This window comes from Kaistia defluvii (assembly GCF_040548815.1).
GTDB lineage: Bacteria > Pseudomonadota > Alphaproteobacteria > Rhizobiales > Kaistiaceae > Kaistia > Kaistia defluvii_A.
Map to the genome: position 1 here is coordinate 465,239 of NZ_JBEPSM010000002.1, position 25,731 is coordinate 490,969.

The 25,731-nt window shown below is 65.8% G+C and carries 22 protein-coding genes; 8 read left to right on the plus strand and 14 right to left on the minus strand.

The annotated features are described in order from the left end of the window. Nucleotides 1-89: 89 nt before the first annotated feature. Genes ABIE08_RS15195 through ABIE08_RS15205 form a run of 3 tightly spaced genes read right to left on the minus strand, consistent with a single transcriptional unit; the run spans nt 90 to nt 3,346 of the window. Entirely contained in the window at nt 90-1,364 is a 1,275-nt protein-coding gene (locus tag ABIE08_RS15195) for an ABC transporter substrate-binding protein (RefSeq protein ID WP_354552299.1), read from the minus strand. Nucleotides 1,365-1,405: 41 nt separating this feature from the next. Next, nucleotides 1,406-2,203, minus strand: coding sequence for a carbohydrate ABC transporter permease (locus ABIE08_RS15200; protein WP_266330953.1), 798 nt, complete (start codon nt 2,201-2,203; stop codon nt 1,406-1,408). A 12-nt stretch (nt 2,204-2,215) separates the two neighbouring features. Further along, nucleotides 2,216-3,346 carry an ABC transporter ATP-binding protein gene (locus ABIE08_RS15205; protein ID WP_354552301.1) on the minus strand — a complete coding sequence of 377 codons (1,131 nt, stop codon included), beginning with the start codon at nt 3,344-3,346 and terminating at the stop codon, nt 2,216-2,218. 448 nt (nt 3,347-3,794) lie between these two features. Here ABIE08_RS15205 and ABIE08_RS15210 point away from each other — a divergent pair, with 448 nt between their 5' ends. The 3 genes from ABIE08_RS15210 (at nt 3,795) to ABIE08_RS15220 (ending at nt 6,814) form a co-directional block, all read left to right on the plus strand. Beyond that, nucleotides 3,795-4,559: a DeoR/GlpR family DNA-binding transcription regulator gene (locus ABIE08_RS15210; RefSeq protein WP_354552807.1), complete on the plus strand. Its 765-nt coding sequence runs from the start codon at nt 3,795-3,797 to the stop codon at nt 4,557-4,559. A 41-nt stretch (nt 4,560-4,600) separates the two neighbouring features. Then, nucleotides 4,601-5,401 (plus strand): BtpA/SgcQ family protein, encoded by an 801-nt coding sequence (locus ABIE08_RS15215; protein ID WP_354552303.1) that lies wholly within the window; start codon nt 4,601-4,603, stop codon nt 5,399-5,401. 324 nt (nt 5,402-5,725) lie between these two features. Beyond that, the gene (locus ABIE08_RS15220; protein ID WP_354552305.1) at nt 5,726-6,814 is read left to right on the plus strand and encodes an Ldh family oxidoreductase; all 1,089 of its coding nucleotides are present in this window, start codon (nt 5,726-5,728) and stop codon (nt 6,812-6,814) included. A gap of 50 nt (nt 6,815-6,864) precedes the next feature. On the opposite strand, the gene ABIE08_RS15225 is transcribed toward ABIE08_RS15220, so the two are convergent. The 5 genes from ABIE08_RS15225 to ABIE08_RS15245 all read right to left on the minus strand — a co-directional run bounded on the left by ABIE08_RS15225 (nt 6,865) and on the right by ABIE08_RS15245 (nt 12,248). After that, nucleotides 6,865-7,809: a threonine ammonia-lyase gene (locus ABIE08_RS15225; protein WP_354552307.1), complete on the minus strand. Its 945-nt coding sequence runs from the start codon at nt 7,807-7,809 to the stop codon at nt 6,865-6,867. 34 nt (nt 7,810-7,843) lie between these two features. Next, nucleotides 7,844-8,689 (minus strand): carbohydrate ABC transporter permease, encoded by an 846-nt coding sequence (locus tag ABIE08_RS15230; protein ID WP_354552309.1) that lies wholly within the window; start codon nt 8,687-8,689, stop codon nt 7,844-7,846. A 1-nt stretch (nt 8,690) separates the two neighbouring features. Beyond that, nucleotides 8,691-9,563 (minus strand): carbohydrate ABC transporter permease, encoded by an 873-nt coding sequence (locus ABIE08_RS15235; RefSeq protein WP_354552311.1) that lies wholly within the window; start codon nt 9,561-9,563, stop codon nt 8,691-8,693. Between the two features lie 67 nt (nt 9,564-9,630). Then, entirely contained in the window at nt 9,631-10,965 is a 1,335-nt protein-coding gene (locus ABIE08_RS15240) for an extracellular solute-binding protein (protein ID WP_354552313.1), read from the minus strand. A 278-nt stretch (nt 10,966-11,243) separates the two neighbouring features. Then, nucleotides 11,244-12,248, minus strand: a complete 1,005-nt coding sequence (locus ABIE08_RS15245; RefSeq protein ID WP_354552314.1) for a succinylglutamate desuccinylase/aspartoacylase family protein — start codon at nt 12,246-12,248, stop codon at nt 11,244-11,246. Between the two features lie 144 nt (nt 12,249-12,392). Here ABIE08_RS15245 and ABIE08_RS15250 point away from each other — a divergent pair, with 144 nt between their 5' ends. Next, on the plus strand, nt 12,393-13,133 hold the full coding sequence (locus ABIE08_RS15250; protein ID WP_354552316.1) for an MBL fold metallo-hydrolase: 741 nt from the start codon (nt 12,393-12,395) through the stop codon (nt 13,131-13,133). Between the two features lie 32 nt (nt 13,134-13,165). Here ABIE08_RS15250 and ABIE08_RS15255 read toward each other — a convergent pair whose 3' ends face one another. After that, nucleotides 13,166-13,954, minus strand: coding sequence for an SDR family NAD(P)-dependent oxidoreductase (locus tag ABIE08_RS15255; RefSeq protein WP_354552318.1), 789 nt, complete (start codon nt 13,952-13,954; stop codon nt 13,166-13,168). A 197-nt stretch (nt 13,955-14,151) separates the two neighbouring features. On the opposite strand from ABIE08_RS15255, the gene ABIE08_RS15260 reads away from it, so the two are divergent. Then, entirely contained in the window at nt 14,152-14,655 is a 504-nt protein-coding gene (locus ABIE08_RS15260; RefSeq protein WP_354552320.1) for a RidA family protein, read from the plus strand. A 15-nt stretch (nt 14,656-14,670) separates the two neighbouring features. Here the strand turns inward: ABIE08_RS15260 and ABIE08_RS15265 are convergent, their stop codons facing one another. Then, on the minus strand, nt 14,671-15,486 hold the full coding sequence (locus ABIE08_RS15265) for an IclR family transcriptional regulator (RefSeq protein WP_354552321.1): 816 nt from the start codon (nt 15,484-15,486) through the stop codon (nt 14,671-14,673). Between the two features lie 210 nt (nt 15,487-15,696). Between ABIE08_RS15265 and ABIE08_RS15270 the strand changes: the two genes are divergently transcribed. Next, nucleotides 15,697-16,956, plus strand: a complete 1,260-nt coding sequence (locus ABIE08_RS15270) for a Xaa-Pro peptidase family protein (protein WP_354552323.1) — start codon at nt 15,697-15,699, stop codon at nt 16,954-16,956. Between the two features lie 5 nt (nt 16,957-16,961). Here the strand turns inward: ABIE08_RS15270 and ABIE08_RS15275 are convergent, their stop codons facing one another. From ABIE08_RS15275 to ABIE08_RS15285, 3 genes are all read right to left on the minus strand, one after another. After that, nucleotides 16,962-17,534, minus strand: a complete 573-nt coding sequence (locus ABIE08_RS15275; protein WP_354552325.1) for an NADPH-dependent FMN reductase — start codon at nt 17,532-17,534, stop codon at nt 16,962-16,964. 100 nt (nt 17,535-17,634) lie between these two features. Next, on the minus strand, nt 17,635-18,264 hold the full coding sequence (eda, locus tag ABIE08_RS15280) for a bifunctional 4-hydroxy-2-oxoglutarate aldolase/2-dehydro-3-deoxy-phosphogluconate aldolase (protein ID WP_354552327.1): 630 nt from the start codon (nt 18,262-18,264) through the stop codon (nt 17,635-17,637). Then, nucleotides 18,261-19,181 carry a PfkB family carbohydrate kinase gene (locus tag ABIE08_RS15285; RefSeq protein ID WP_354552328.1) on the minus strand — a complete coding sequence of 307 codons (921 nt, stop codon included), beginning with the start codon at nt 19,179-19,181 and terminating at the stop codon, nt 18,261-18,263. Before ABIE08_RS15285 ends, eda begins: the two co-directional genes overlap by 4 nt. 269 nt (nt 19,182-19,450) lie before the next feature. Here ABIE08_RS15285 and ABIE08_RS15290 point away from each other — a divergent pair, with 269 nt between their 5' ends. Both ABIE08_RS15290 and ABIE08_RS15295 read left to right on the plus strand, forming a co-directional pair. Continuing rightward, a complete protein-coding gene (locus ABIE08_RS15290) occupies nt 19,451-20,713 on the plus strand; it encodes a metallophosphoesterase family protein (protein WP_354552330.1) in 1,263 nt (420 codons plus the stop codon). Beyond that, a complete protein-coding gene (locus tag ABIE08_RS15295; protein WP_354552332.1) occupies nt 20,710-24,177 on the plus strand; it encodes an ATP-binding protein in 3,468 nt (1,155 codons plus the stop codon). Before ABIE08_RS15290 ends, ABIE08_RS15295 begins: the two co-directional genes overlap by 4 nt. Nucleotides 24,178-24,460: 283 nt before the next feature. Here the strand turns inward: ABIE08_RS15295 and ABIE08_RS15300 are convergent, their stop codons facing one another. Then, complete coding sequence (locus ABIE08_RS15300) at nt 24,461-25,726, minus strand: cysteine desulfurase-like protein (RefSeq protein ID WP_354552334.1); 1,266 nt, start codon at nt 25,724-25,726, stop codon at nt 24,461-24,463. Between the last annotated feature and the right edge of the window lie 5 nt (nt 25,727-25,731).

The window sequence follows — 25,731 nt, forward strand, 5'->3', positions numbered from 1 at the left end:
CGCGGCGTTTCCGGTTGTCCGGCGACGGAAGCGCAGCTTGGCGCCGCGCTCCCGCATTGTGGTGACGGCGAAGTGCCGGTTGCCGGGCCTTACTTGGCCAGCAGTTCCTCGAGGCCCTTGGCCGCGCCCTTCAGGGCGTCGTCGGTGGTCGCCTCGCCGCCGCCGGCCTGCGAGAGATGCGTGCCGAGCACGTCCTCATACTGGGCGGAATAGGCGAAGATCGGGAACGACTTGCCGGTCGCGACGATCTCCTGGGCTTCCTTGTAGTAGGGGTACTTCTCGAGCACCTTGGCGTCCGTGTAGACGTCGGAGCGGACGGGCGCGTGGCCCTGCAGGGCGCGGGCGACCGAGACGTCCTTGCTCTGCACCCACTGGATGAACTTCCAGGCGGCTTCCTGCTCTTCCGGGCTGACATTCTTGGGAATGCCCCAGCCCCAGCCGCCGCTTTCGCCATGCCCGCCCGGCATGGTGGTGAGCGCGACCTTGCCGGCCACGTCAGGGCACTTCTCCGCATTGTCGATCTGCGGCAGCATCCACCAATAGGTGACCATGCTGAACGCCTTGCCGCTGCACATCAGGCGCAGCGTGTCGTCGAGATTGGCGGAAAGCGCGCCCTGCTGCGCACCGTTCTTGATGTTGTCGACATAGAGGTCGAGCGCGACCTTGCCCTCGGGGCTGTCGAGCGTGACCTTCTTGCCGTCGCCGAGATAGCTGCCGCCGGCCGAGAACAGGTAGTTGGAGAATTCCATGCTGTTCGGGTCGCCGCGCTGGCCCTGCATGGCAGCGCCCGCGACGTCGGCATTGGCCTTCATGAACTTGGAGATCTCAACATAGTCGGCGAGCGTCTTGGGAACCGCGAGGTCCTTGCCGGTCGCCTTCTTGAAGGCTTCCTGCAACTTCGGATCGGTCAGCAGGTCCTTCCGGTAGATCAGGCCCATCGAGTAATTGTACATGGGCAGGATCTGCAGGCTGTCCGGCGTGCGGCCGAGCAGGTCCAGCGTCGAGGGGATGAACGGCGACAGGTCGTAGTTCGACTTCTCGATGAACGGCTTCAGGTCCGCAAGCCAGCCGGCGGCCGGAAATTCGCCCGCCCAGAGGAAGTCTACCTCGAGCAGATTGTAGTAGCTCTGCGGCGAGACCAGCTGTGACACGAGCTTGTCGTGCATGTCCGGGTAGCCGATCTTCTCGAACTCGACCTTGATCCCGGTCTCCTTCTCGAAATCGGGCAGCATCGTCTCGATGATCTGGGTCTCCGGCACATCCTCCATCAGGGCGCGCAGGACGATGTCGTCGGCATAGGCCGGAGCCGTCGCCAGCAGCGCGCCAACACCGGCGGCTGCGAGTAGAATCCGTTTCAGCGTCATGATTTTCTCCTCATTGTGCCGGCGATGCGATGCCTTGCGGCTTATTTGACACCGCCGAACGTCAATCCCTGAATGATGAAGCGCTGGATGAAACGCGAAGCGATCACGAGCGGCAGGATGGCCAGCACCACACCTGCCGAAACCTTGGCAATCTGCACGCCATTCGATGTCTGCAAGGCAGCCAGCGAAACGGGTATCGTGGCGGTCTGCGGCCCGCTCAAGACGAGGGCAAACAGGAACTCGTTCCACGAGAGAATGAAGCCGAGCACGCCCGCCGCGGCAAGGCCAGGCAGCGAGATCGGAAGGACAATCCGCCAGAACGCGCCCCAGGCGGTCGCGCCATCGGTCATCGCCGCCCATTCCATGTCGACCGGCACGCCTTCGAAGAATCCCATCAGGATCCAGGTCAGGAACGGCAGGTTGAGCGCGGAATAGACGAGGATAAGGCCGGGCAGCGAATTGGTCAGGCCGGCGCCGCGCAGCAGCGCGAAGGCGGGAAGCACCAGCGCTACGGGAGGCAGCATCTGGGTCGCCAGCACGGCGAACCGGGCGAAGCGCCCGCCGGTGCGAAAGCGGGCGAAGGCGTAGCCGGTGCAGGCGGCGAAGGGGAGGGCCACGATGACCGAGCCGAGCGCCACGATCAGGCTGTTTACATAGAAGGTGCCGAACCGGTTCTTGGCGAACAGGCCGGTATAGTTGTCCAGCGTGAAGGCCGGGAAGATCTCCGTGCTGTAGGACATGGATTCCGGCACCAGACTGGTGCGCAACGCCCAAAGCGGCGGCAGCAGCACGACCACGCATGCCAGAATCAAACCGAAATGCAGGCCGAACTTGCGCATGGAACCCTCGCCTTAGCGACCGACCGGCAGAGGCGGTCGCGCGACCGCCTTGCCGGTTTCTGAATCGAAGAGATGCATCGGCTCGACATCGACATAGAGGTCGATCATCGAGTCCACCGGCGCGAAGACATGCCGGCCGAGCCGCGCCTGGATTTCGATCGGCTTGTCGCGACCGAGTTGGCCGATCAGGATGTTTTCCGCGCCCAGCGCTTCGACCGCGACGACCTTGACGCGAATGCGCTGCCAATCGGGCCGGTCCTGGGTCTCATAGATATCCTCGGCGCGGATGCCGGCGGTGATCGGCCCGCCTGCCTTCTGGACATAGGGCAGATAATGCTTGTCGGGGACGGTGACGCTGGTCTCGGCATCGATCCGCACCACCAGCTTCTCGCCCTCATGTTCGAGCTGCGCGGGGATCAGATTCATCGGCGGCGTCGCCAGGAAGCGCGCCACGAAGGTGTCGGCGGGATTGGCGTAGACGTCGAGCGGCCGGCCGGTCTGGATCATCCGCCCTTCGCGCATGATGCAGATGCGATCGCCCATGGTCATCGCTTCGACCTGATCATGCGTCACATGCACGATGGTGCGGCCGAGGCGGCGATGCAGCTTGACCAGTTCCAGGCGCATTTCGGCGCGAAGCTGCGCATCGAGGTTGGAAAGCGGTTCGTCGAGCAGGAAGGCTTCCGGTTCGCGGACGATGGCGCGGCCCAGCGCCACGCGCTGGCGCTGGCCACCGGAAAGCGCGCCGGGCTTGCGCTGCAAAAGATGGTTGAGGCCGAGAAGATCGGCAGCCTTGGCGACCTTGGCGTCGATCTCGGAAAGGGCGACGCCCCGCATCTTCAGGCCGAAGGCCATGTTGTGCCAGACCGACATGTGCGGATAGAGCGCGTAGCTCTGGAACACCACGGCGACATTGCGGTCGCGCGGGGCGACGTTGTTGACGCTGCGGCCGCCGATCCGGAGATCGCCCGCCGACATGCTTTCGAGGCCTGCGATCATGCGGAGCGTGGTGGATTTTCCGCAGCCGGAGGGGCCCAGGAAAATCACGAATTCGCCGTCCTCGATCTTCAGATCGACGTCGCGCACACCATAGGCGCCGTTGGCGTAGATCTTGGATACTCGATCGAGCTCGATGGATGCCATTATCGTCCCTCGTAGGGTGAGAGCCTTGCGGCTCCCGTTCCCCCCTCCGCAATTTGCCGGCACGAGGCCGACATCTTCCAGCGTAAGCGGCGCGATTGTATGCGCACAAATTCAAACGCCTCAAGGATCTTTTTTGGTCGATCGTGTTTAATTTTTGCGCGAGAGACCATGCGGAAACCCCTAGCGTAAATCTAACTATTTGAAAAAACTAAGTGAAATGGCAGTCGAGAAATTGCGTTGAATCCTGTGCAATTTCACGCGGCCAAGGAATTCAACATATTCGCACAGAATGTCGTTCATCGTGTTTGAATTTGTTTATTTTCCTGCTATGCAAGGAGCCAGACTCGAGCGATCTCGCATGCAGCAGGAAAGTTGATTGTCCGAAACCCCGGTTGACGCACCGAAGCCCGATCCGCACGCCGCCGCCCGCGGTCGCATCCTGCCGGAAATGCGGCATGCGGCCATTCTGGACGCCCTGCGGGCGACGGGCGCCGTGCTTGTCGCCGAGATCGCCGCGCAGCTCCAGGTTTCCGACATGACGGTGCGGCGCGATCTGGTTGAGCTCGAACGCGCCGGCCGGCTGATCCGCACCCATGGCGGCGCCGTGAGCGCAGTCGGGACCACCACGGTATCGATGGACAGCGAGGAGCCGAGCTTCGACGCCCGTCTCCGGCGCCAGAACGAGGCCAAGGAACGCATCGCCGTCGCCGCGGCGGGTCTGTCGATGGCCCATCGCACCATCGCCCTCGACGTCGGCACCACGACCTATCTGATCGCCAACCACCTGCGCGAGCGGGCGCATGCCAAGGTTTTCACCAACAGCGTGCGCGTCGCCGCCCTGCTCGGCTCCAGCCAGGCCGAGGTCTATCTCGCCGGCGGCCGGGTGCGTCGCGACGAGCTCTCCGTCGGTGGCGCCGAGGCCGTTGCGCAATTCGAGAAGCTCTGGTTCGACATCTGCTTCATCGGCCTTTCCGGCCTGACGGAAAGCGGGCTGTTCGACTACTCCTTCGAGGACGTCGACCTGAAACAGGTCTATCTCAACCGTTCCGGCCTGAAGGTTGCATTGTGCGACTCGTCCAAGTTCCAGCGCATGTCGCTGGTGCATGTCGCGCCCTTGACCGAGATCGACGTGCTCATCACCGACGCGCCGCCGCCGCCCGAGATCGCGGCAGCGCTCAAAGCCGCCAAGGTCGACGTGCACGTCGCCCCCTGAGTTTCCAACCCTTCCCAGTTTCTCTCGCAATGGAGCGGACTATGGTTTTTGACTTTTTCGGCGACAAGAAGAAGGTCGTCATCTCGATGTCGCATATCGGCGCCCTGCCGGGTTCGCCGCTCTATGACGCCAAGGGCGGCCTCAACAAGCTGATCGACGACGCGCTTGCCGATGTCGAGAAGCTGCAGGCCGGCGGCGTCGATGCCATCATGTTCGGCAATGAGAACGACCGCCCCTACGTGTTCAAGGGCGCGCCGTCGGGCATCGCCGCCATGTCGGCCATCGTCCAGGCGATCAAGCCCGAGCTCAAGGTTCCGTTCGGCGTCAACTATCTATGGGATCCGATCGCCTCGGTATCGATCGGCGCCGTCACCGGCGCCTCTTTCGTGCGCGAGATCTTCACCGGCGTGTTCGCTTCCGACATGGGCATCTGGGAGCCGAATTGCGCCGAGGCATCGCGCCTGCGCCACAATCTCGGCCGCGATGACATGAAGCTGCTCTTCAACATCAACGCTGAATTCGCCCATTCGCTCGACCAGCGTCCGATCGAGCTGCGCGCCAAGAGCGCCGTCTTCTCGTCCCTCGCCGACGCGATCCTCGTCTCGGGTCCGATCACCGGCGAGCCAGCCGACGCCTCGAACCTGCGCAAGGTCTGCGAGACCGTCACCAGCGTGCCGGTCTTCGCCAATACCGGCGTCAACATCGACAACGTCACCGACATCCTGAACCACGCTAGCGGCGTCGTCATCGGCACCCATTTCAAGGTCGATGGCTACACCTGGAACGCGGTCGACGCCGACCGCGTCAAGCGCTTCATGGACGTCGTCGCGCGCCTGCGCTAGGCGACGTTTCCGGCCGGGTATCCCGGCCGCATCTTCCCATGCCGGCCCTGCCACGCGCAGAGGCCGGCATGGTCGTTTTGGGCTGTCGCGTGTGCCGGAAATCGCACGGCCCCCCGAAAATTAGCGCCTTCGTGCGGTTCCGAAGCGCTCTGAGGTGTTTCACCTCATTCATCATTTGAATGCGGAGCGGTTTCGCCTTAGACGAGGGTTCGCGGCTGCGTTGGCTCGCGATGAGCACCCTCGCACCCCTTCGCTTTTGTTGAATTGGCGAACCAGGAAGTCGGACCGACGGCTTCCGGTTCAACGCTTGCTTGAGGAATAGACATGGCCTTGGAAAAGATCGCCGGCGTTCGTGCCGCGGCCCGTGACGTGGAACCGTTCGTCGCCGACCTGTTCAAGGCAGCCGGCGTCAGCGCGGAGAGCGCGGAAGCCTGTGCGCGCGCCCTGGTCGACGCCTCATCCCGCGCGTTCGACACGCACGGCGTTCGCCTGATCCCCTTCTACATGCAGGGCGTCACGGGCGGCCGGATCAACAAGACGCCGACGCTGACCGTGACCGAAAAGGCGGCTTCAGCCGTTCATATCGATGCCGATGACGGCTTTGGCCATTTCGCCAGCTACCGCGCCATCGACGAGGCCGCGAAGCTTGCCGACAAGACCGGCGTCGCGGTTGCGACCGTCGGCCGCTCGACCCATCACGGCGCCACGGGCTGCTACACGCGATATGCCGCGACCAAGGGCTATGTCGCGATCGGCATGACCCATGCCGATGCCATGGTGGTCCCGCATGGCGGCGCGGCCGCCTTCTTCGGCACCAACCCGCTCTCCTTCGCCGTCCCGGTCGAGGGTGAGGATCCGCTGCTGCTGGACATGGCGACCAGTTCCATCCCGTTCAACCGGGTCGGCCTGCGCCGCGCCACCGGCACGCCGCTTCCCGAGGAAGTCGCGGTCGACGATCAGGGCCATTTCACCACCGACCCCAATGCGGCCGTCTGGGTCGCCCCGGTCGGCGGCGCCGGCTTCGGCTATAAGGGCTCCGGTCTCGCCGCGATGATCGACATTCTCTGCTCGGCCTTCACCGGCATGGGCCATGGCAAGACGATGGCGTCGTTCAACGGTCCGGACTTCTCCAAGCCCATCCAGATCGGCCATTTCTTTATCTTGCTGTCCCCGGCGATGTTCCAGACGCTGTCGATGTTCGACGCCCGCATCTCCTCCTTCGTCGAGGACCTGCGCGCCCAGCCGGGCAAGCCGGGCCAGACGGTTCATGCGCCGGGCGATATCGAAAAGGTCGAGGCCAAGAAGCGCGCCGTGGAAGGCATTCCGGTCGACAACGTCACCTGGGCCGCGCTGGAAGGCTTTGCCGCCAAGCTCGGCGTCAAGGTCCCGAGCTCTACCGTCGATGCAGTCTGACCAACGAACGGGGAGGTGGCGCCCTTCGGCCGCCGCCTCCCGCGCCTTGACTAGGCCTTGATGCCGAGGCCGTCATTGCCGCTGCCGCAGAGGACGACAACCGTCTTTTCGCCGGCAGTGAGCTTGATGTGGCTGTTGAGAACCGCGGCTGCTGCCGTCGCTGCGCCAAGCTCCACGGCGAGCCCGGTGTTTTTCCACATCCATTCCGCCGCCGCGAGTGGCTCGTCTTCCGGCACCAGAACGAGTTCGTCGACGCAGCGCTCGATGATCTCGAAATTGATCGGCGCGGTCGCGCGGGCTGCCAGGATCGGCACGTTGGTGACGACGTTTTCGAGCATGACCGGTTTTCCAGCTTTGCGGGACTCGAAGAGTGTCGGGCAGCCGGCCGCCTCGACGCCAACGATGCGCACGCCGGGCTTGCGCTGCTTGATCGCCTCGGCGATGCCGGCGATCAGCCCGCCGCCGCCGATCGAGATCACCACCGTATCGACATCCGGCATGTCCTCGAGGATCTCCAGGCCGATGGTACCCTGGCCGGCGATCGTCGCCTCATCGGCGAACGGGTGGAGGAGGGCGCCGCCGCGTTCCTCGGCCAGCTTGCGGCCGGCCTCCCAGGAAAGGTCCCAGAACGCGCCGACCACATGCAGCTCCGCGCCATAGGAGGCGATGCGCTGGCGCGCCAGCTCCGTCGAGGTCGTCATGACGCAGACACTGGCGGGCACGCCCAGCTGTTGCCCGGCATAGGCGATCGCCGCGCCGAAATTGCCGCCCGAGGCGGTGACCACGCCTCGGCTGCGCACTTCTTCCGGCAGCGACAGCACCGAGTTGAACGCCCCGCGCGCCTTGAACGAGCCCGAGACCTGCAGGCATTCCGGCTTGAACCAGAGCTCGGCCAGGTCGCCTTTGCGGGGTGAGGGCGCGGCGGGCACCAGCGGCGTGTGGCGGACATGATCGCGGATGCGCGCGGCGGCGTCGGTATAGGCTGTCGGTTGCATGATACCCGTTTTCCAGAAAAGGCGGGGTGGAGGGCTAGCCCTTGACCGCGCCGGCAAGCATCGACTTGCCGATATAGGGATAGGCGAACAGGCCGAGGATCAGCGGCGGCAGGATGCCGATCGTCATGGCCGCCGCCGTCGGGCCCCATTCGATGCCGCGCGAGGTGACGAAGAAGGTGGCGCCGACCGTTACCGGGACCGCGTTCTTGGTGGTCAGGATCAGGCCGAACAGGAACTCGTTCCAGCTGTAGATGAAGGATAGCAGGAAGACGGCGAGCATCACCGGGCGGCTCAGCGGCAGCACGACATGCCAGAGCGTCTTCCACATCGACGCGCCGTCGATCTTGGCGGCGTCGTCCAGTTCGCGCGGCACGTCCTGCACGAAACCGACGAACATCACCAGGGCGATCGGGATGTTGATGATGCAGCTGATCAGGGCGAGGCCGATGCGCGTGTCGAGCAGGCCGACCTGTTTGTACATGAAGTAGAACGGGATCGCGAAGATGATTAGCGGCAGCGCGCGCAGGTTGGTGATGATGGGGAGCAGCCAGGTCCGTCCGACGCCCTGCCGCACCATGGCGTAGGCGGCAGGCAGGGTCAGCACGATGGCGAAGATCGTCCCCAGCGTCGCGATGACGATGCTGTTCATGATGTAGTGCGAATAGTTCACGTTCGGCGAGGCGAGCACCGCGCGATAGTGCTCCAGCGTCGGCGAGAAGATCCATTTCGGCGGGTAGGCGTTGATGTCGGCATTGGTCTTGAACGAGGTCAGCACCGTCGACAGGATCGGGAAATTGACCAGAAGCGCGACCGCGACGAACACCACCCAGCGCAGGAAATGCGCGACGCTGTCGAGCCGGCTGTGACGCGAGACGATCATGTCAGCTCCTCCGGACCACGAGACGCATCGCCACCACGATCAGGGTGAGCGACATCAAGAGCAGCAGGATCGAGACGGCGACGGCCTCGCCCAACGTGTTCTGCACGAAGAACAGCTTGTAGATGTAGATGCTGATCGACGTGGTCAGGTTGCCGGGACCGCCGCCGGTGAGCACGTAGATGTGGTCGAACACGCGAAAGCTGTCGATGAAGCGCACGAAGAGGACGATCACCAGCGCCGGCTTCATCATCGGCAGCAGGATGTGAAAGGTCGAGCGGAAGCCCGTCGCGCCATCGACGGCGGCGGCTTCCTCAAGTTCGTAGGAGACGGTCTGGCGCGCCGTCAGCAGTATCAGGAACGCGAAGGGCGTCCACTGCAGCACCTCGATGGCGACCACGGTCTTGTAGATGTTGCCGCGCCCGAGGAAGTTGACGGCATAGCCCATCATCTCGAGATAGACCGGAACAGCGCCGGTGAATTCATTGAGGATCAGCCGGTACATCACCCCCATCAGCGCCGGCGACACCATCATCGGCAGCATCAGGATCGCCGTCATCCACGGTCGCTTGACCAGGAGCGGATGCAGGATGAAGACGAGGATCAGGGCCGCGCCGACCTCGATCGTGGTGCAGATGACGGCGAATTGCAGCGAGAAGCGCAGCGCCTGCCACATCTTCGGATTGGTCACGGCAGCGACGTAGTTGTCGATGCCGACGAAACTGCCGATCATGTTCTGGAACGAGACGTCGCTGAACGAATACCAGAGGTTGATCAGCGTCGGAAAGCCGAGCAGCGCGCCCATGAACAGGCAGAGTGGCACGAGAAGGGCGCGGGCCGAGGCCTGCTCCTTGCTCTCGAAGCTTGCGTAGGACATTCGGGCTCCTGGGCGCGGAGGCTGTCGCGAGGGTTTCCCGCGACAGCCTGAGGTCACCGGATGGATATTACTGGGCGAAGGCCTTCTTCATGTCGGCGACGACATTGGCGATCGCCTCGTCCTGCTCGATCTCGCCGGTCCAGTAGCCGGTGAAGTTCTCGGCCATGTTGGTGTAGATGCCCATCGCCTTGGCGCTGGTGGCGCCGTCCATGACGAAGCCGTATTTCGCGGCGTGCTCGCCCATCAGCAGCATTTCCGGCCGGTCGCCGGCGATCTCCGCCATCAGGCCCTCGGCGAGCGGCGGCGAACCGCCTTCCTTGGCGTAGAGCTTCATCGGCTCGGCGGTGGCGAGCCAAGAAAGGAACGCCTTCGCCTCGTCCAGCTTCGCGGTATTCTTGTTGATGCCGAGGCCGAGGCTGTGGAAGTGGGTCTTCGGACCTTCCGAGCCGGCGGGTTCATGGCTGAGGCCGAGCTTGCCGGCAACCGTCGGATATTTGGTGGCGTCGTTGAATTCCGGAACGGCCGCGTTCCACTGCAGCATGAAGGCGACCTGGCCGGCGCCGAACACGCTGTTGGCCTCGCCATATTCATAGGTCGAGCTGTCGCCGGGCGTCGCTTCGTTGTCGGTGATGATCTTGTAGATCTCAAGGCCGCGCTTGAAGGCGGGCGAGTCGACGGTGATGTTGCCGTCCTTGTCACGCCAGTTGCCGCCATTGCTGGCGACCGTGCCCTGCCACAGCATGATGTTGTAGAGCAGGTTCTTCATCTGCAGCACCGTGCCGTAGCGGACCGGGCTGTCGGGATTGATCGACTTGGTGAAGAACAGGGCGGAGGCGATGAAATCGTCCCAGTCCCACTGGTCGGCCGGCTTCGGCGACAGCTTCTTGCCGAGGATCTTTTCCGAGATCTCCTCGTATTTCGCCTTCCAGGCCGGATCGGTATTGAGCTGGTCGATCAGGTCCTTGCGGTAATAGAGGAAGTGCAGGCTGAGGTCGGTCGGGATGCCGTAGGTCTTGCCTTCATATTTCTGCGTCTCGATCGAGTTCTTCGAGACGACCTTGTAGACGTCGTCGGTGATGAGGTCGTCGATCGGCGTCATGAAGGGCGCATAGAGGCCGACGTCATAGGTCGCCGTCAGCATGACGTCGAATTCCTTCGAGCCAGCGGCGACGTCGGCCAGCATCTTCTCCTTGAAGCCCTGCTGGCTGAAATAGATCACCGAGGCCTTCGAATTGTTCTTCGCACCTTCGGTCGAGTTGTAGAGGTCGAGCACCTTGCGGAAGGCGGACTCGGCCGGCTCGCCCGGCCAGGCCAGGATGGTGATGTCGGCGAGCGCCGTCGAGGCGGAGAGTGCGGTTGCCAGGATGGCGGCGCCGGCGGTCAGGAATCTGGATTTCAACATGTCGTTCCCCGTTGCTGTTCTCTGGACTTCGCTGTCCCGTGCCGACCCATTTCCCGATTGCCGAGCTTCTGCGAGCCGGTCTGCGGGCAGGGCCATCGGCCCGGCGCGGATTCGATATATTCCATATTTATAGAATTGAATTCATTACAACAGAAGCCTAGCATGGTGACCTCCCGGGTCAAGGCCCGTTTGATCGACCGGTCACCGCAGGAATCTCCGCGATGAGGTTTTACGTCCCGACGGCCGGCCCGGCGCCGGCCGCCCTCCGGCACCCCGCCTTACTCGAACCTGGCGAGGTTCATCAGGCAGTCGCCCGATTGGCTGTGTGTGTGCAGGCGGCGGGTCAGCACGATGCCGCCTTCCTGGAAGCGCAACATCAGCGGCTCTTCCAGCGGCCGCTCCAGATCGTGCAGCCAGCCGCAAATGTCGCCGGCCGCCACCGTGTCGCCGATATCGACGGCGGGCTCGAACCAGCCTTCGCGCTCGGCATAGACGAACAGCGACTGGCCGCCGGTCGACAGAATGACGGTCTCGGGGCCGCGGTCCGCCTCCAGATAGAGGATCGGCCGGCTGGTCAGCCCGACGGCCTGCAACAGATTGTCGACGGCGCGTTGGGTGACGGCCATGCTGGTCTTGGTCGCCGTGGCGCCGCCGCCGAATTCGCCCGACAGCGCGATGCAGCCGGCGCGCAAGGCCGCCGCCATCGAGGTCGGCGAGTCCGGGCCGTTGTCGGCGATCATGCCATAGGGCAGGCGCATCGAGCGCATCAGTTCCAGGCCGCGCGCATAGCGTTCGCCGTCGCCAAGCCGCTCGATGAGGCTGCAGATCAGGTGGTCCATGCTGGTGCCGCCGGAGTGGAGGTCCAGCACCACCTCGTGCCGCGGGAAGATCTCGTGCTCGATGAAATGCGCCATGCGCTGGGTCGGGCCCCCGAACGGATTGCCGGGGAAGGCGCGGTTCATGTTGCCGCCATCGAAGGGCGAACAGCGCTTGGCCGCCATCACCGCCGGCGTGTTGGCGGATGTGAGGATGGTGAGCGAACCTTTGATGTCGGACGCCTCGATCAGGCGGATCGCCTTCAGCAGCGTCAGCTCGCCCTCATACTCGTCGCCATGATTGCCTGCCATCAGCACCAGGCTCGGTCCCTCGCCGTTCCTGATCCGGCAGACCGGCATCTTGATCTGGTAATAGGGCGAGCGGTCGATCGAATAGGGGAAGCTGAAGAAGCCGACCTGCTTGCCGTCCTGGTCCCAGGATATGTCGGAAAAGGCGCCCGTATGCATTCTCTAGATCCTTCGTGATTCACGATTTTCCAGCGGCAGGGCAGGCGCCCGTTCCGCTGGATTTGCCAAGCTTTCGTTGCATCCTTCAGCCCGCGACGGCATCGGCCGCCGCATCCTCAAACCCGAGCGGGAGTCGAGACGGACGTGCGTATCGAAGAGGGTCTTCATCTGGTTATGAGCGGCGGCGGCGGGTTCGACCTGACCGACGCCTTTGACTGCAACGTGTTCCTCGTCGCGGCCGATGGCGGCTGGCTGATGTTCGACGCCGGGGCAGGACGCGATCCGCAAGGCGTGTTGAACGTGCTGGCCGAAGACGGCATCGATCCGTCGAGCGTCCGCCATCTGCTGCTGACGCATGGCCATGCCGATCACTCCGGCGGCGCCGCGGCGCTGCGCGAGCGGCTCGGACTTACCGTTCATGCCGGCGCGGCGACGGCGGCGATGGTCTCCCAGGGCGACGAGGAGGGCATCAGCCTTGGCAAGGCGAAACGCGGCGGCGTCTACCCGCCCGACTATGTCTATCACGCCTGCCCGGTCGACAGCGTCTGGCAGCCGGACGAGGTTCGGCGCTTCGGCGACGTCGCCGTGCAGATGATCCTGACGCCGGGCCACAGCCATGACCATGTGAGCTATCTCGTCACGACCAAGCGACGAAAAATGCTGGTAGCGGGCGATGCCCTGTTTCACGGCGGCAAGGTTGCCATCCAGGACATTGCGGACTGCGATGTCGGCGCGATCTGCGAGACGGTCCGCAAGCTGGCGGCGATCGAGTTCGACACCTTGCTGCCGGGGCACCACGGCTTCACGCTGAAGGATGCGCGCCGCCACGCCGACCTCGCGCTTCAATGTGTGAACCGTATGCAAATCCCGCCCTCCATCATCTGATGCCCCGCCTGTCGAGATACGCTGTGGCCTGGTCAGCGTCCCCGCATGCCGCCGAAGATCATCGCCGACATCCCGCCATCGATAGTGATCGTCGAACCGGTGATGAAGCTCGATCCGGCTTCGGCCAGGAAGACGGCCGCGGTCGCGACTTCCTGCGGCAGGCCGGGGCGGCCGAGCGCTACCTCGTCGCGCACTTCGCCGGCCAGTTTCGGTTCGCTGTAACCGGTATTATTGCCGGTTACATCGACGGGCCCCGGCGCGATCATGTTGGCGAGAATGCCATATTTGGCGAGGTCCACCGCCATGGCGCGGGTCAGCATGGCGACGCCACCCTTGGCCGCGACATAGGCCGCCGCCTCCGGCTCGGACAGGAAGGAATTGACGGAGCCGATGGTGATGATCCGGCCGCCCTTGCCGCCTGCGACCATGGCGCGCGCCGCGGCGCGGCAGGCGAGGAAGGTGCCGGTCAGGTTGACGTCGACATAGCGGTCCCAGTCCGCGTCAGTGAGATCGATGAAATTGCCGGTGCCGCCCTTCAGCGCTCCCGAGGCGACGAGGATATCGAGGCCGCCGAGCTTCGACACCGCCTCGTCGGTCGCGGCCTGGATCGCGGCGCGGTCCGCCAGATCGCAGGCGATCCGGATCACGCCGTCGCCTTCGAACGCTATGCGGGCCAGCGGCGCGGTGAGGTCCATCGCCACGACTTGGGCGCCCTCGCGGAGGAAGGCCTCCACCGTGGCGCGGCCGATACCGCCGGCGGCGCCCGTCACGATGGCGGTCTTGCCGGCCAGCCGTCCGCGCTGAGCCATTCGATCCTGCATGGTAACTTCCCCATCCCGTTGGCGTCCGCGGTCCTGGCTCGCCGGGCTTGACCTCGTCGAGGAGGATGCTAACGTTCCGCTCTAATGAGCGCAATTACACAATTATGGAATTAAGCGGTGCGGGTCGCGATATGCTCGATCCCGCCGCATCTCGACAAGCAGGGCTCCGATGCGCGGGGCGGAAAACGGGTCATCGAATGCGCCACAATCTGACTGCCGCCCCTGCAGCCGAGGGCGGCTCGCCCTATGATCGCCTGCGCGCGCTAGGCATCGAATTGCCGAGCGTGCCGCCGCCGGTCGCGAATTTCGTCACGCATGTCCGCGAGGGGAACCTGCTGTTCCTGTCGGGGCAGGGGCCGATGCAGGGCGACGGTTTCGAGCATCACGGCCGTGTCGGCGACGATGTGACGGTCGAGCAGGCCTATGCGCATGCCCGCATTACCGGGCTCAACCTGCTGGCCGTGATGCAGGAAGCGCTGGGTTCGCTGGACAAGGTCCGGCGTGTCGTCAAGCTGCTTGGCATGGTCAATGCGGTGCCGCATTTCACCCAGCATCCGCAGGTGATCAACGGTTGCTCGGACCTGTTTCTAGACGTGTTCGGTGAAACCAAGGGCCGCCATGCTCGCTCGGCCGTCGGCATGGGCTCGCTGCCGAACCAGATCACCGTCGAAATAGAGGCGGTCGTCGCCGTCGAGGACTAGGCCGGTCGTCGGAGCCTAGCGTTCGCGCCAGCCTAGCTTGCGCTCGATCGATTCCGAGGCGTCGCGGACCGCCTTGCCGTAAAGCTCGGGATTGGCCACCACCTTGTGCTCCGGCAGCACGATGGAAATCGTCGCGACACAGGCGCCTGACTCGTCGCAGATCGGCGAAGCGACGCAGGAGACGAGGAAATCGGTCTCGCTGATCTGGATCGACAGCCTCTTTTCAAACGCTTCGCCCGCGAGTTCGGAGAGGGCTGCGGCGTCGGTCTTCGCCTTTTCGGTCGGCGACGCCTTGGCACTGCGGCTGAAAATGGCGACCCGCTCGGCATCCGGCAGATGGCCGATCAGCAGCCGTCCCGACGCGGTCCAGTTCAGCGGCACGCGGGTGCCGACTTCCGACATGACGCGAAAATGGCCCGGGCCATCCGCCATGGCGAGCACCACCATGTGGTCGCCGTCGCGGCCGCAGATCTGCACGGTCTCGCCAATCTGCCGGCCGAGCTCATGCATGACGTGGCTGGCCTCGCCGAGGAAATCCAGCGACCGGGCATATACCAGGCCATAATGGTAGAGGCGGGGCCCGAGCCACACGAGGCCGTCGCCCCGGCGGGACAGCAGATCCCGCTCCACCAGTTCATCAATAATGACATAAATGGTCGAGAGCGGCGCCCCGACCGCCTTGGCGATGGCATAACTGCCGGCCGGCTCGCCGGTCTGGTAGAGGTGATCGAGGATCTGCAGCGCCCGGTCCATGCCGCTGACGCGCGAACGGCGCGGCGCCTTGGCGTCGTCCGCTTCCGGTTCGGCGATGGGGCGTTGCACGGACTTCATGGTGGCGACCATTCTCTCTGCATGCGATCTATTACATATATATGGAATAGTGGCGCGTATCGCCGCCGTCAATCGGATCCGGCGGGGTAAAGCCGCCAAGGCCTTGCGATCGACCCTCCCGCGACGCAAGTTCGGCCTCGCGGCTTGTCAGAGTCGCCGGGACCGAAGGCGGCAGCCGCCATCTCGGCTGGTTGAAGGAAAGATAGAGACATGTCCGATCTGGATCGCCTGCGCGCCCAGCGCCTGTTGCAGGAACGCGGGCTGGATGCGCTGGTGCTGACCCAGCCGGAAAGCTTCACCTATGCGACCGGCTTGCCCGCCGGGGTGCCGGCGATGTGGCGACGGGCGGGCGGCGCCACGGCGCTGGTGCCGGCGGATGCAGGCGCCCGGCTTGGCGCGGTTGTCGGCGATCTCAATGCCGACGCGCTGGCGCGCCGCGCGCCGGCGATCGACATCCGCACCCATCCGCTGTGGATCGACCTCGTCGATATAGAGGGTCTCGGCACGGATGCTCCGGCGGATACGGCGACGCGCGTCGCCGAAGCCTATCGTCGCGACAATGGGGGCCAGGACGTCTTTCCGCCCCGTCCGACGACCTTCTCCGCCGCCGGGGCGTTCGCGGTCCTGGGCGATCTGCTGCGCGAGCGCGACTTGGCCCGATCGAGGATCGGCATCGATCTCGAATTCATGCCGGCCGCCGATTTTGCCACGCTACAGCGGGTCCTGCCCGAGATTGACTGGGTCGATGCTTCCGAGGTCCTGCGCCGGCTTCGCGCGATCAAGTCGGCCCGCGAGATCGACTGCATCCGCCGCGCCTGCTCGCTCGCCGATGCGGGCTTCCATGCGCTGACTACGGGCATCGAGCCCGGCCAGACGCCGAAAGACATGACGCGTCTGTGGCGCGATGGCGTCCTGGCCGCCGCTGCTACGCGCGGCGAGACGGGTCTGACCGGCATGTGGGACTACATGTCGGTCGGTTCCGATCCCTGGAGCGGCGGCGGCTCGGTCGTACGCGGCGCGATCCTGAAGGCCGATGTCGGCTGTATCGTCGAAGGCTACAATTCCGATACAGCGCGCAGCTACGTCTTCGGCGAGCCGGACCGGATCGCGCGGGACGTTCATGCCGCGCTGGAAGGTGCCTTCGAGGCCGGACTAGCCGCGATCCGTCCGGGCGTCGCCATGCGGGAGGTGTTCGAGGTGACGGTCGGCGCCATGCGGGCGGCCGGCTATCCAGGCTACCGGCGTGGTCACTATGGTCATTCGATCGGCGCTAGCGTCGGCTCGGAAGAATGGCCCTTCTTCGCGGCCGACAGCGACGTCATCCTCGAGCCCGGCATGGCGCTCGCTTTTGAGACGCCGTTCTACGGCAAGGGCATCGGCGCGCTGACGATCGAGGATAGCCTGATCGTCACCGATACCGGCATCGAAGTCCTGAACCACCTGCCGCGGGAACTCGTCCGCCTCGGATAGACGGGTCAGGCGTCGCGCGGCAGTACCGAGGTGACGCGGGCGATGAAGATGTGGAAGGCTTCCATGTAGTCGCGGAGGAACGTTTCGGTCGATGGGTCCGAGACCTCGCCATGATCGTCGATCAGCCCCGGCTTGAACTGGATATAGGCCTCCGGGGCGTTCATCTGCGGCGCATTGCAGAAGGAAAGCACGCTGCGCAGGCTCTGCTGGGCGACGGCCGTGCCGATCGCGCCGGGCGACGTGCCGATCACGGCGGATGGCTTGCGGGCGAAGGAGTTGGTGCCATAGGGCCGGCTCGCCCAGTCGATGGCGTTCTTCAGCCCGCCGGGGATCGAGCGGTTATATTCCGGCGTGACGAACAGCAGGGCATCGGCCTCGGCGATCGCTGCCTTGAACGCCTTGGCGACCGGTGGATAGTCCGCGTCATAGTCGTAGCTGTAGAGCGGCAGGTCCTTGAACGGAATCTCGCTGAACTGGAGGTTCGGCGGCGACAACTTGATCAGCGCGGTCGAGAGCTTGCGGTTGATCGAGCCCTTGGCGAGGCTGCCGATGAAATAGCCGACCTTGTAGGTTTTCATGATCCATCCCGATCGAGAGCGGCGCGAGGGTTCAGCCAGAAACAATCCGGCTCCCTGTTGCTAAAGAGCGCGCGAGGCTCTCGTTTCAAGACAGGACGGATCAGCCCCGGGCGGCGCGGATGGCGGTCAGCGAGGCGGCCATCCGGTCCCGGACGCTCTCGCTCGCACCTTCGGCATACATCCACGAGCCCCCGACCGAGGTGATGTTGCGCAGCTTGCCGTAGCCCGCCAGGTGAGAAAGCTGGATCTTGCCGCTCGGCATGAAGGTGGCGGTGGTGAAGATGTTGGCGAAATCGGCCAGCACCACGGTGCCGCCGGCCGGCTCGGACGGGTAGAATTTCAGCAGATCGAAGCCGGCCGCCTGCGCTGCCATCACCTCGCTTGCGGTCTGCACGCCGGGCACCAGCGTGATCGGCCCCTTCTTCGCATAGGCGCAGACGGAAGGCAGGAAGCCGGGGCTGATGCCGAACTGGGCGCCCGCCGCGACGGCGGCGTCATAGTGCTCATCGGTCAGGATCGTGCCGGCGCCGATCAGCAGGTCCGGGAAAGCGCGGCGGCAGGCTTCGATCGATGCCAGCGCCGCCTCGCTGCGCATCACGATCTCGATCGCCTCCGCGCCCCCCGCGGCGAGCTCCGCCACCAGCGACAGCACGAAGTCGACGGAGCGCGGCTGCACGATCGGCAGGATCGCCGCTTGGCGGAGGCGGGGTTCGAGAAGGTCGGGTGTCATCCGGCTAAGTGTCCTTCCAGCATGGCGAGGGTTTCGGCTCGGTTGGGAGCGCCGAGGCGCCCGCCGAATTTCAGGCATTTCAGCGCAGCCGCGGCGCTGGCGAAGCGGATGATGCGCTCCATGTCCCAGCCTTCGGCGAGGCCGACGGCAAAGCTGCCATGGAAGACATCGCCGGCGGCCAGCGTGTCGACGGGGGTGATCTTTGGCGCGGGGGTATGGCGGACGCGACCGCTTTCCGGGTCGAGCCAGAACGTGCCGTCGCCACCCGCCGTCACGGCGACGAAGACGCCCGTGCGGGTGTGCAGCGCCTGTACGGCCTCTGGCGCTGAAATCTCGTCGCCGCAGAGGATGGCGGCGGCCGGCTCCGAGGCGACGATGTGGCTGGCAAAGGGAAGCAGTCCCTCGATCACCGAGCGGGCCGCGACATCGGCGTCGAGAATGGCCGGAACGCCCGCCGCCTTGGCTGCCTGCAGCGCCATCGCAGCAGCCGCCGGCCAGCGTACATCCGCGAGCACGGCGTCGAATTGGCTGATATCGAAGGGCAGGGCAGCCGGTGCGGTGGTGGCGCGCGGATCGTAGAACGGCACGATCATGCGCTCGCCGCGCGCGTCTACGAGGATGGTGGCAATGGCCGAGCGCGCACCGGCGACCCGCCGGATGCCGGAACAATCGATGCCCTCGGCCGATAGTTCTGCGATCAGTTCCTGGCCGAGCGAGTCTTCGCCCACGCTGGCCCAGAGCGCGACGTCGGCACCCTGGCGTTTCGCGGCGGTGGCGGCGCTCGACGCCATGCCGGCGGCATTCTGCACGGCCTCGATCGGGATGAATTTGCCCGGCCCGCGCGGCAGTTCGTCCAGCCGATAGATCGTGTCCTGCGTCAGCGCGCCGACGGAGAGAATGCGGGGAACGGATGCCATCGATGAACTCGGAGCCGGGATCGGGCCGGAACGGTAGCAGAGAATGGGCGCGCCCGGCATGGTGGCGGCGCGGCCGTCGCACGCCAGCGCACGGCTTTTTGGAGCCTTTCTCCCGCTGGGCGCAAAGGCGACAGGGCGGGGCTCAGGTCATATGCTGGAATTATGGGCAGCCGGCAGCGACTGAGTCGCGCCGATGCCCGCACACGGCCTGAACGGCCGAATGACGATCCGCCGCCCTGACCGGATGGCGGAAAAGGCCACGGGGACCCATGTCGTTTCGTTTCATTCACGCCGCCGATATCCATCTCGACAGCCCGCTGCGTGGCCTTGCCCGGCGCGGCGAACTGGCGGGCGCTTTTCTCGAAGCCTCGCGCAAGGCGCTGGAAAACCTGGTCCAGGCGGCGATCGACGCGAAGGTACGGTTCGTGGTCATCGCCGGCGATGTCTATGACGGCGACTGGAAGGATTACGCCACCGGCCAGTTCTTCGTCCGTGAGATGGGAAGGCTGCATCGCGAGAATATCCGCGTCTTCCTGATCCGGGGCAATCACGACGCCGATTCCGTCATCAGCCGCAGCCTGACGCTGCCGCCCAACGTCCACAGCTTCTCCGTCCGCACGGTGGAGACCGAGACGATCGAGGATCTGCGCGTCGCCTTGCATGGGCGCGGCTTTGCCAATCGCCATGTGCCGGAGAATGTCGCGCTCAGCTATCCCACCGCCCGGCCCGGCTATTTCAATATCGGCGTGCTGCACACCTCCCTGACCGGCCGCGACGGGCATGATGTCTATGCGCCGTGCTCGGTCGAGGATCTGCGCGTCGCCGGCTATGATTATTGGGCGCTTGGCCACATCCACAGCCGCGAGGTCGTCTCGGAAGACCCGGCCATCGTCTTTCCCGGAAATTTGCAAGGGCGGCATGCGCGCGAGACGGGCCCGAAGGGCGCGACGCTGGTCACCGTCGCCGATGGCCGGATCGAAAGCCTGGAGGCGCTGACGCTCGATGCGGCGCGGTTCGAAGCGATCGAGATCGATGCCTCGGGGATGAGCGAACCCGCGGCGCTGCTGGCGGAGGCGCGGCGCGCCATCGCCCTTGCGCGCGACGGCGCGGAGGGACGGCCGCTGGCGCTGCGGCTGACGCTTTCCGGCGAAACCGCGCTGCACGACTATCTCTCCGTGCAGGCGGAACAAGTGCGCGAGGAGATGCAGGCGCTTGCCTGGGAGGCGGGGTCCGATGTCCTGATCGAGAGGGTCCGCGACAAGACGACGTCCCGGGCCGGCAGCGCGCGGCTTTCGACGCTGCTCGGCTTCGATGCGATCCTCGCCGATATCGCCGCCGATCCGGCCTTTCGCGCCGAGATCGCCAAGACCCTCGGCGACCTCCGCGCCCGCACGCCGGGCGATGCCCTGGCGCTGATCGACACGGAAGGCACCGAGCCCGAGGCGCTGGCGGATGCGGTCATCGGCACCGCGACCGAGGCGATCCTCGCCGGCCTCGGTCATGTCGGTAGCGAGGGGGAGGGCACGCGATGAAGCTTCGTTCCCTCGGACTGGAACGCTATGGCCGCTTCACCGGCCGGACGCTGGAATTCGATCCCGACGCGCGGGTCACCGTCATTGTCGGCGCCAATGAGGCCGGCAAGACGACGGCGCTCGCCGCCGTCGCCGATGCGCTCTACGGCATCGAGACGCGGTCGCGCTACAATTTCCTGCATGATTACAAGACGATGCGGCTCGCCGCCACCGTCGAAGCGCCGGATGGCCGCTCGCTCTCTTTTGCCCGGCTGAAGCGTCAGAACGCAACCTTGATCGACCCCGCGAGCGAGACGCCGCTGGCCGATGACGTGCTGACGCCGTTTCTGGGCGCGCATGACCGGCAGGCTTTCCTCGACATATTCGGATTGAACCAGCGCCGTCTGCGCGAGGGCGGCGAGAAGCTTTTGGCTGGCGGCGGCGACCTCGCCGAGACGCTGATGGCTGCCGCGCCCGGCCTGGGCCAGGTGGCGACTCTGCGGGATCGCTTCCAGGAAAGCGCGGCAAAGATCTTCAATCCGGCGCGCAAGACTTCCAGCCACAGCTTCCATGTCGCCATCGACAAGCGCGCGCAGGCGCAAAAGGCGATCCGCGAGCTGGAGCTTCGGGTCGACGAGGTGACGAAGTTGCGCAAGGAGGCCGAGCGCACGGCCGAGGCGCGCAAGCTGGCCGAGACGGCGGAACGCGCGGCCGATGTGGCGCTTGCGCGCGCTCGCGCTCTGGTGCATGGCGCCAAGGAACTGCGCATTCTCGACGCGCAGTCCCGCGCCCGCGCCGAACTGGGCGACTTGCCCGCGGTTGTCGCGGGCTTCGTGCCAAGGGCGCGCGGTTTGCTGGCGGCGCTCGACAAGGCGCGCGAGGCAGCAGCCCTTGCGGCGAGGGAAGAGGCCGCCGCCAAGGCCGCCCTTGATGCCATTGCCGTCGATGACGCCATCCTGGCCTTCGCGGCGACGATCGAAATCTGCGACGAGGAGCGCGCGGCGGTCGAGAAAGAGTTGCAGAGCCTGCCCAAGCGACGCGCCGAGGCCGGCGAGGCGCAGGCGGCGCTGCACCGGATCGCGCTAGCGCTTGGCTTGGCCGATATCGAGGTTCTGCGCGACCGGTTGCCGGACCTGCCTTTGCTGGCGCGTGCCGAGGCGCTGGTCGAAAAGATGCGCGCCGCCGCCATTCGCGAGGAGACTGTGTCGAGGGACAGCGCCCGGATCGTCGCCGACCGGCGTGCGATCGAAGCGGCCCGGGCCTCGCTCGGCCATGTGGCGGACCCGGTGCCACTGCAGCGACGGCTGGCGCGGCTGGATGGCGCCGAGGAACGCGAACGGGCATGGCGCACGCTGGATCACCGGCTGGTGGCGCAGCGCGCGCAACTGGGGGAGCGGGTTGCCCGGCTCGGTCATGGCCTGGCGGATGCCACCGCCCTGGCCGCTCTGCCTCTGCCAGCGCTGGCGGCTGTCGAGGCCGCGCTCCGGGAACAGAAGCTCGCGGCCGACGCGCTGGATCGCCAGCGCGAAGCATTGTCCGGCTTCGAGGAGCAGCGCGCGCAGGCTGAGGCGCGGCTGGCGGCTCTGCGTTCCGGCCGTCCGGCGCCTACCGAGGATGTGATCGCTGCCGCCCGCACCGAGCGGGACGCGGCCTGGACATCGCTCCGCCCGCTGGCCCTCGGCGAGCGCGGGCGGGAGGAAGGCGACGGAGCGCTGGTCCAGTGCATCGACCGCACGCTGATTGACGCCGATCGGCTGGCCGATGAGCGACAGGTCGAGACGCAGAGGCTGGCGGCGCTGGCGCAGGCCGAACGTGACATTGCCGAGCTCGGAGTCCGGATCGACATGGCCGGCAGGCGCGTCGCCGAGGCGCGTGCGCGTCAGGACGCTTTGGCCGCCGATTGGGGAGCGCTGTGGGCAGCCACGGGGCTGTCGCTTCCGGCCGATGAGCGGTCCACCGCCTTTCTGCGCGACGCGGAACTGGCGCGTCAGGCGCGCGATCTTCTCCGGCAGGACGAGGCGCAGGCCGCCGCGCAGCGCGAGACGGTGAATATCGAACGGGCCGAGACGGATCGGCTTCGCCAGGAGCTCGGCCTGCCGCCGCTTGGCGACGCGCCGCTTCGCATGGCCGATCTGCGCGAGGCGATCGCCGCGACCGAGGCGCGTTTCCTGGAGGCGCGGGATCATGAACGTGATCTGCGCCAGTTGGAGGAGGCCTCGGCCGATCTGGCCTCCCGCCAGCGCGACGTGATGCTCGAGACCGAGGCGCAGGCGGCGGAGGCGAAGGAAATCTTCCCGCGGCTCGCTGTTCGTCCCGGCGCCCTTGCCGGAGAGGCACGGGCGGCGATCGACCTCTGGCGCGAGGCGCTGCCTCAGTTCACGGCGCTTCGCTCGCTGGAAACGCGCATTGCTGCCATCGAGCGCGACGAGGCGGTGTTCGTCGGTCACGTCGGCGAGCTCCTGACGGGAGCCGGCGACAGCGTATCGGATGGGGACGCCTTCGCCGCTGCTCGCCGGCTGCGCGCGCGGCTGGATCAGGCACGGCAAGCCCGCTCCAAGGCGGACACTGCCGGAGAGGCGCTGGCGACCCGGCGGGCGGCGCGGATCGTTGCCGACGAGGCGCTGCTGCAGGCGGAGACGGCGCTGGTGGAATTGCTGGCGGTCGCCAACTGCCCCAGCGCGGAGGCTTTGCCGGCGCTGCTGGATCGGCTGGATCAGGCTTCGATTTGCGACGGCAAGCTGGCCGAGGCGCGGGAGCGGCTAGATGGGCTGCGGGGATCGCGCAGCGAGGACGAAGTCCGGGGTGCGATCGAGGGGCGCGACGACGAGGCCCTGGCGCTGGCGGCGGCCGAGATCGAGGCCGCCCATTCCGAAGCGCGCGCCGCCCGCGACGCCGCGATCGAGGCGGACACCCAGGCGAGGTCGGCCCTGGCGGCGTTGGATCGCCGCGACGGCGCGGCGGCGGCGGCGCAGGACGAGCAGGACGCAGTGGCCGAGATCGTCGAGGCGGTCGAGCGTTTCAGTCGCGACCATGTGGCAGCCCGGCTGCTCCAGGCGGCCATCGAGCGCTATCGGGCCGAGCATCAGAACCCGATCGTCGAGCGCGCCTCGCGGGCCTTCACCATGCTGACCGGCGGCCAGTGGAGCGGCATCGGCATCGATTATGATCAGGATCCGCCCCGGCTGGCGGCCTTGCGCGAGGGAGCGCTTCTCGCCCCCGACGCACTTTCCGAAGGAACGCGCGACCAGCTTTTCCTGGTGCTGCGTATCGCAGCGATCGAGGAGCATGCGCGTCGCGCCACGCCGCTCCCCTTCATCGCCGACGACCTGTTCACCACCTTCGACGAAGCGCGAACGGCAGCCGGTTTCGAGCTCCTGGCGGAACTGGGTGCCGTGACACAGGTGATCGTCTTCACCCACCATGTCCATGTCGCCGAACACGCCAAGCGCGTGCTGGGCAGCCGCGCGGGGCTGATCGAGCTGTGAGGGTGGCACGGCGCTAGCTGGACGTCATTTCCTTCACCTCGCCTATGGGGGCCTTTGCAGAACTCTGCCCCCACATCCTGAGGAGGCCCGAAGGGCCGTCTCGAAGGACTCAGAGCGGTCGTGCAAATCCAAAGCAATCCTGTTCCTAGCCCGTGCGTCCTTCGAGACAGCTTTCTCCGAAAGCCTCCTCAGGATGTTGGACATGGCGTGCAGCAGGAGGCCTTTCGATGTTACGCCAAGGTCTTCTGGGGGAGAGGTGCAGGCCGAGCGATGGGGCTGGAAATCACCCCGCCGTCGTCCACTCGCCAAAGTTCTCGATGAAGCGGTCTACTTCGGCGGCGGTGTTGTATTGCGCCAGGCCGACGCGGACGACGCCGCCCTTGTCCATCAGGCCCAGCCGGGTGGTCGGCTCGATGCCGTAATTGTGCCCGTGCCAGAGCGAGATGTTCTTCTTCGCCATCGCCTTGCAGATATCGGCCGGATCGGTGCCTTCATAGGTGAAGGAGACGGTGGGCACCCGGCGCGACAGCGCTTGCTTTTCGGTCAGCCCCTGGATCTTCAGCTTCGGAAAGGATTGCAGCCCGTCGATCAGGCGGGCCGTCAGCACGCGCTCATGCGTATCGACAGCGTGCATGCCGGCAACGAAGTGCTCGCGCCGGGACCCGCCTTCGGGGGCGTCGCCAAACGTGGTGCCGAGCCATTCGAAGTGTTCGATCGCGCCCAGCACGCCGGCGAGCGACTCGCGGTTGGTCGTGCCGGTTTCGAATTTTCCGGGCGGGATCGTCGACGCGGCGCGCACCTTGTAGGCCTCGAGCCGGTCGAGAACGTCGCGACGGCCCCAGAGCACGCCATGATGCGGTCCGTAGAATTTGTAGGCTGAGCAGACCAGGAAATCGCAGCCGATATCCTGCACGTCGATGATGCCATGCGGCGCGAACTGCACGGCGTCGACATAGACGAGCGCGCCGGCCGCTTTTGCCGCTTTGGTGATGGCCTTCACGTCGTGGATGGTGCCGGTGACGTTCGAAGCATAGCCGATCGCCGCGACCTTGAGCTTGTCGGTGATGACGCTGTCGAGTTGCGTCAGGTCGAACTCGAAGGTCTCTGGATCGAAGTCGATCCAGCGCACGACGAGGCCCTTGTCCTCTGCCAGCATGAGCCACGGCGCGACATTGGCGTCGTGATCCATGCGGGTCAGCAGGATCTCGTCGCCCTCCTTCAGCGTGCGCCCGATGGCGCGCGACATGGAGAAGGTGAGGGTGGTCATGTTCTGGCCGAAGATCACCTCGTGCCAGTCATTCGCGTTGAACAGGTCGCCCATCGCCTTGTGGGCTTCCTGCGCCTGGGCGATGGCGCGCTGCGAGGTGTCGAAATAGCCGCCGAGATTGGCGTTGTCCTCGACGAGCGCCTGCATCATCCGGTCGATGACGCGGCGCGGCACCTGCGTGCCGGCCGGATTGTCGAAGAAGACGGGAGTCGCGTCGCCGCGAGTGGCGATCGCTGGGAATTCCTGGCGAATGGCGTCGATATCCAGGCGCGAACCAGCCATGGCCG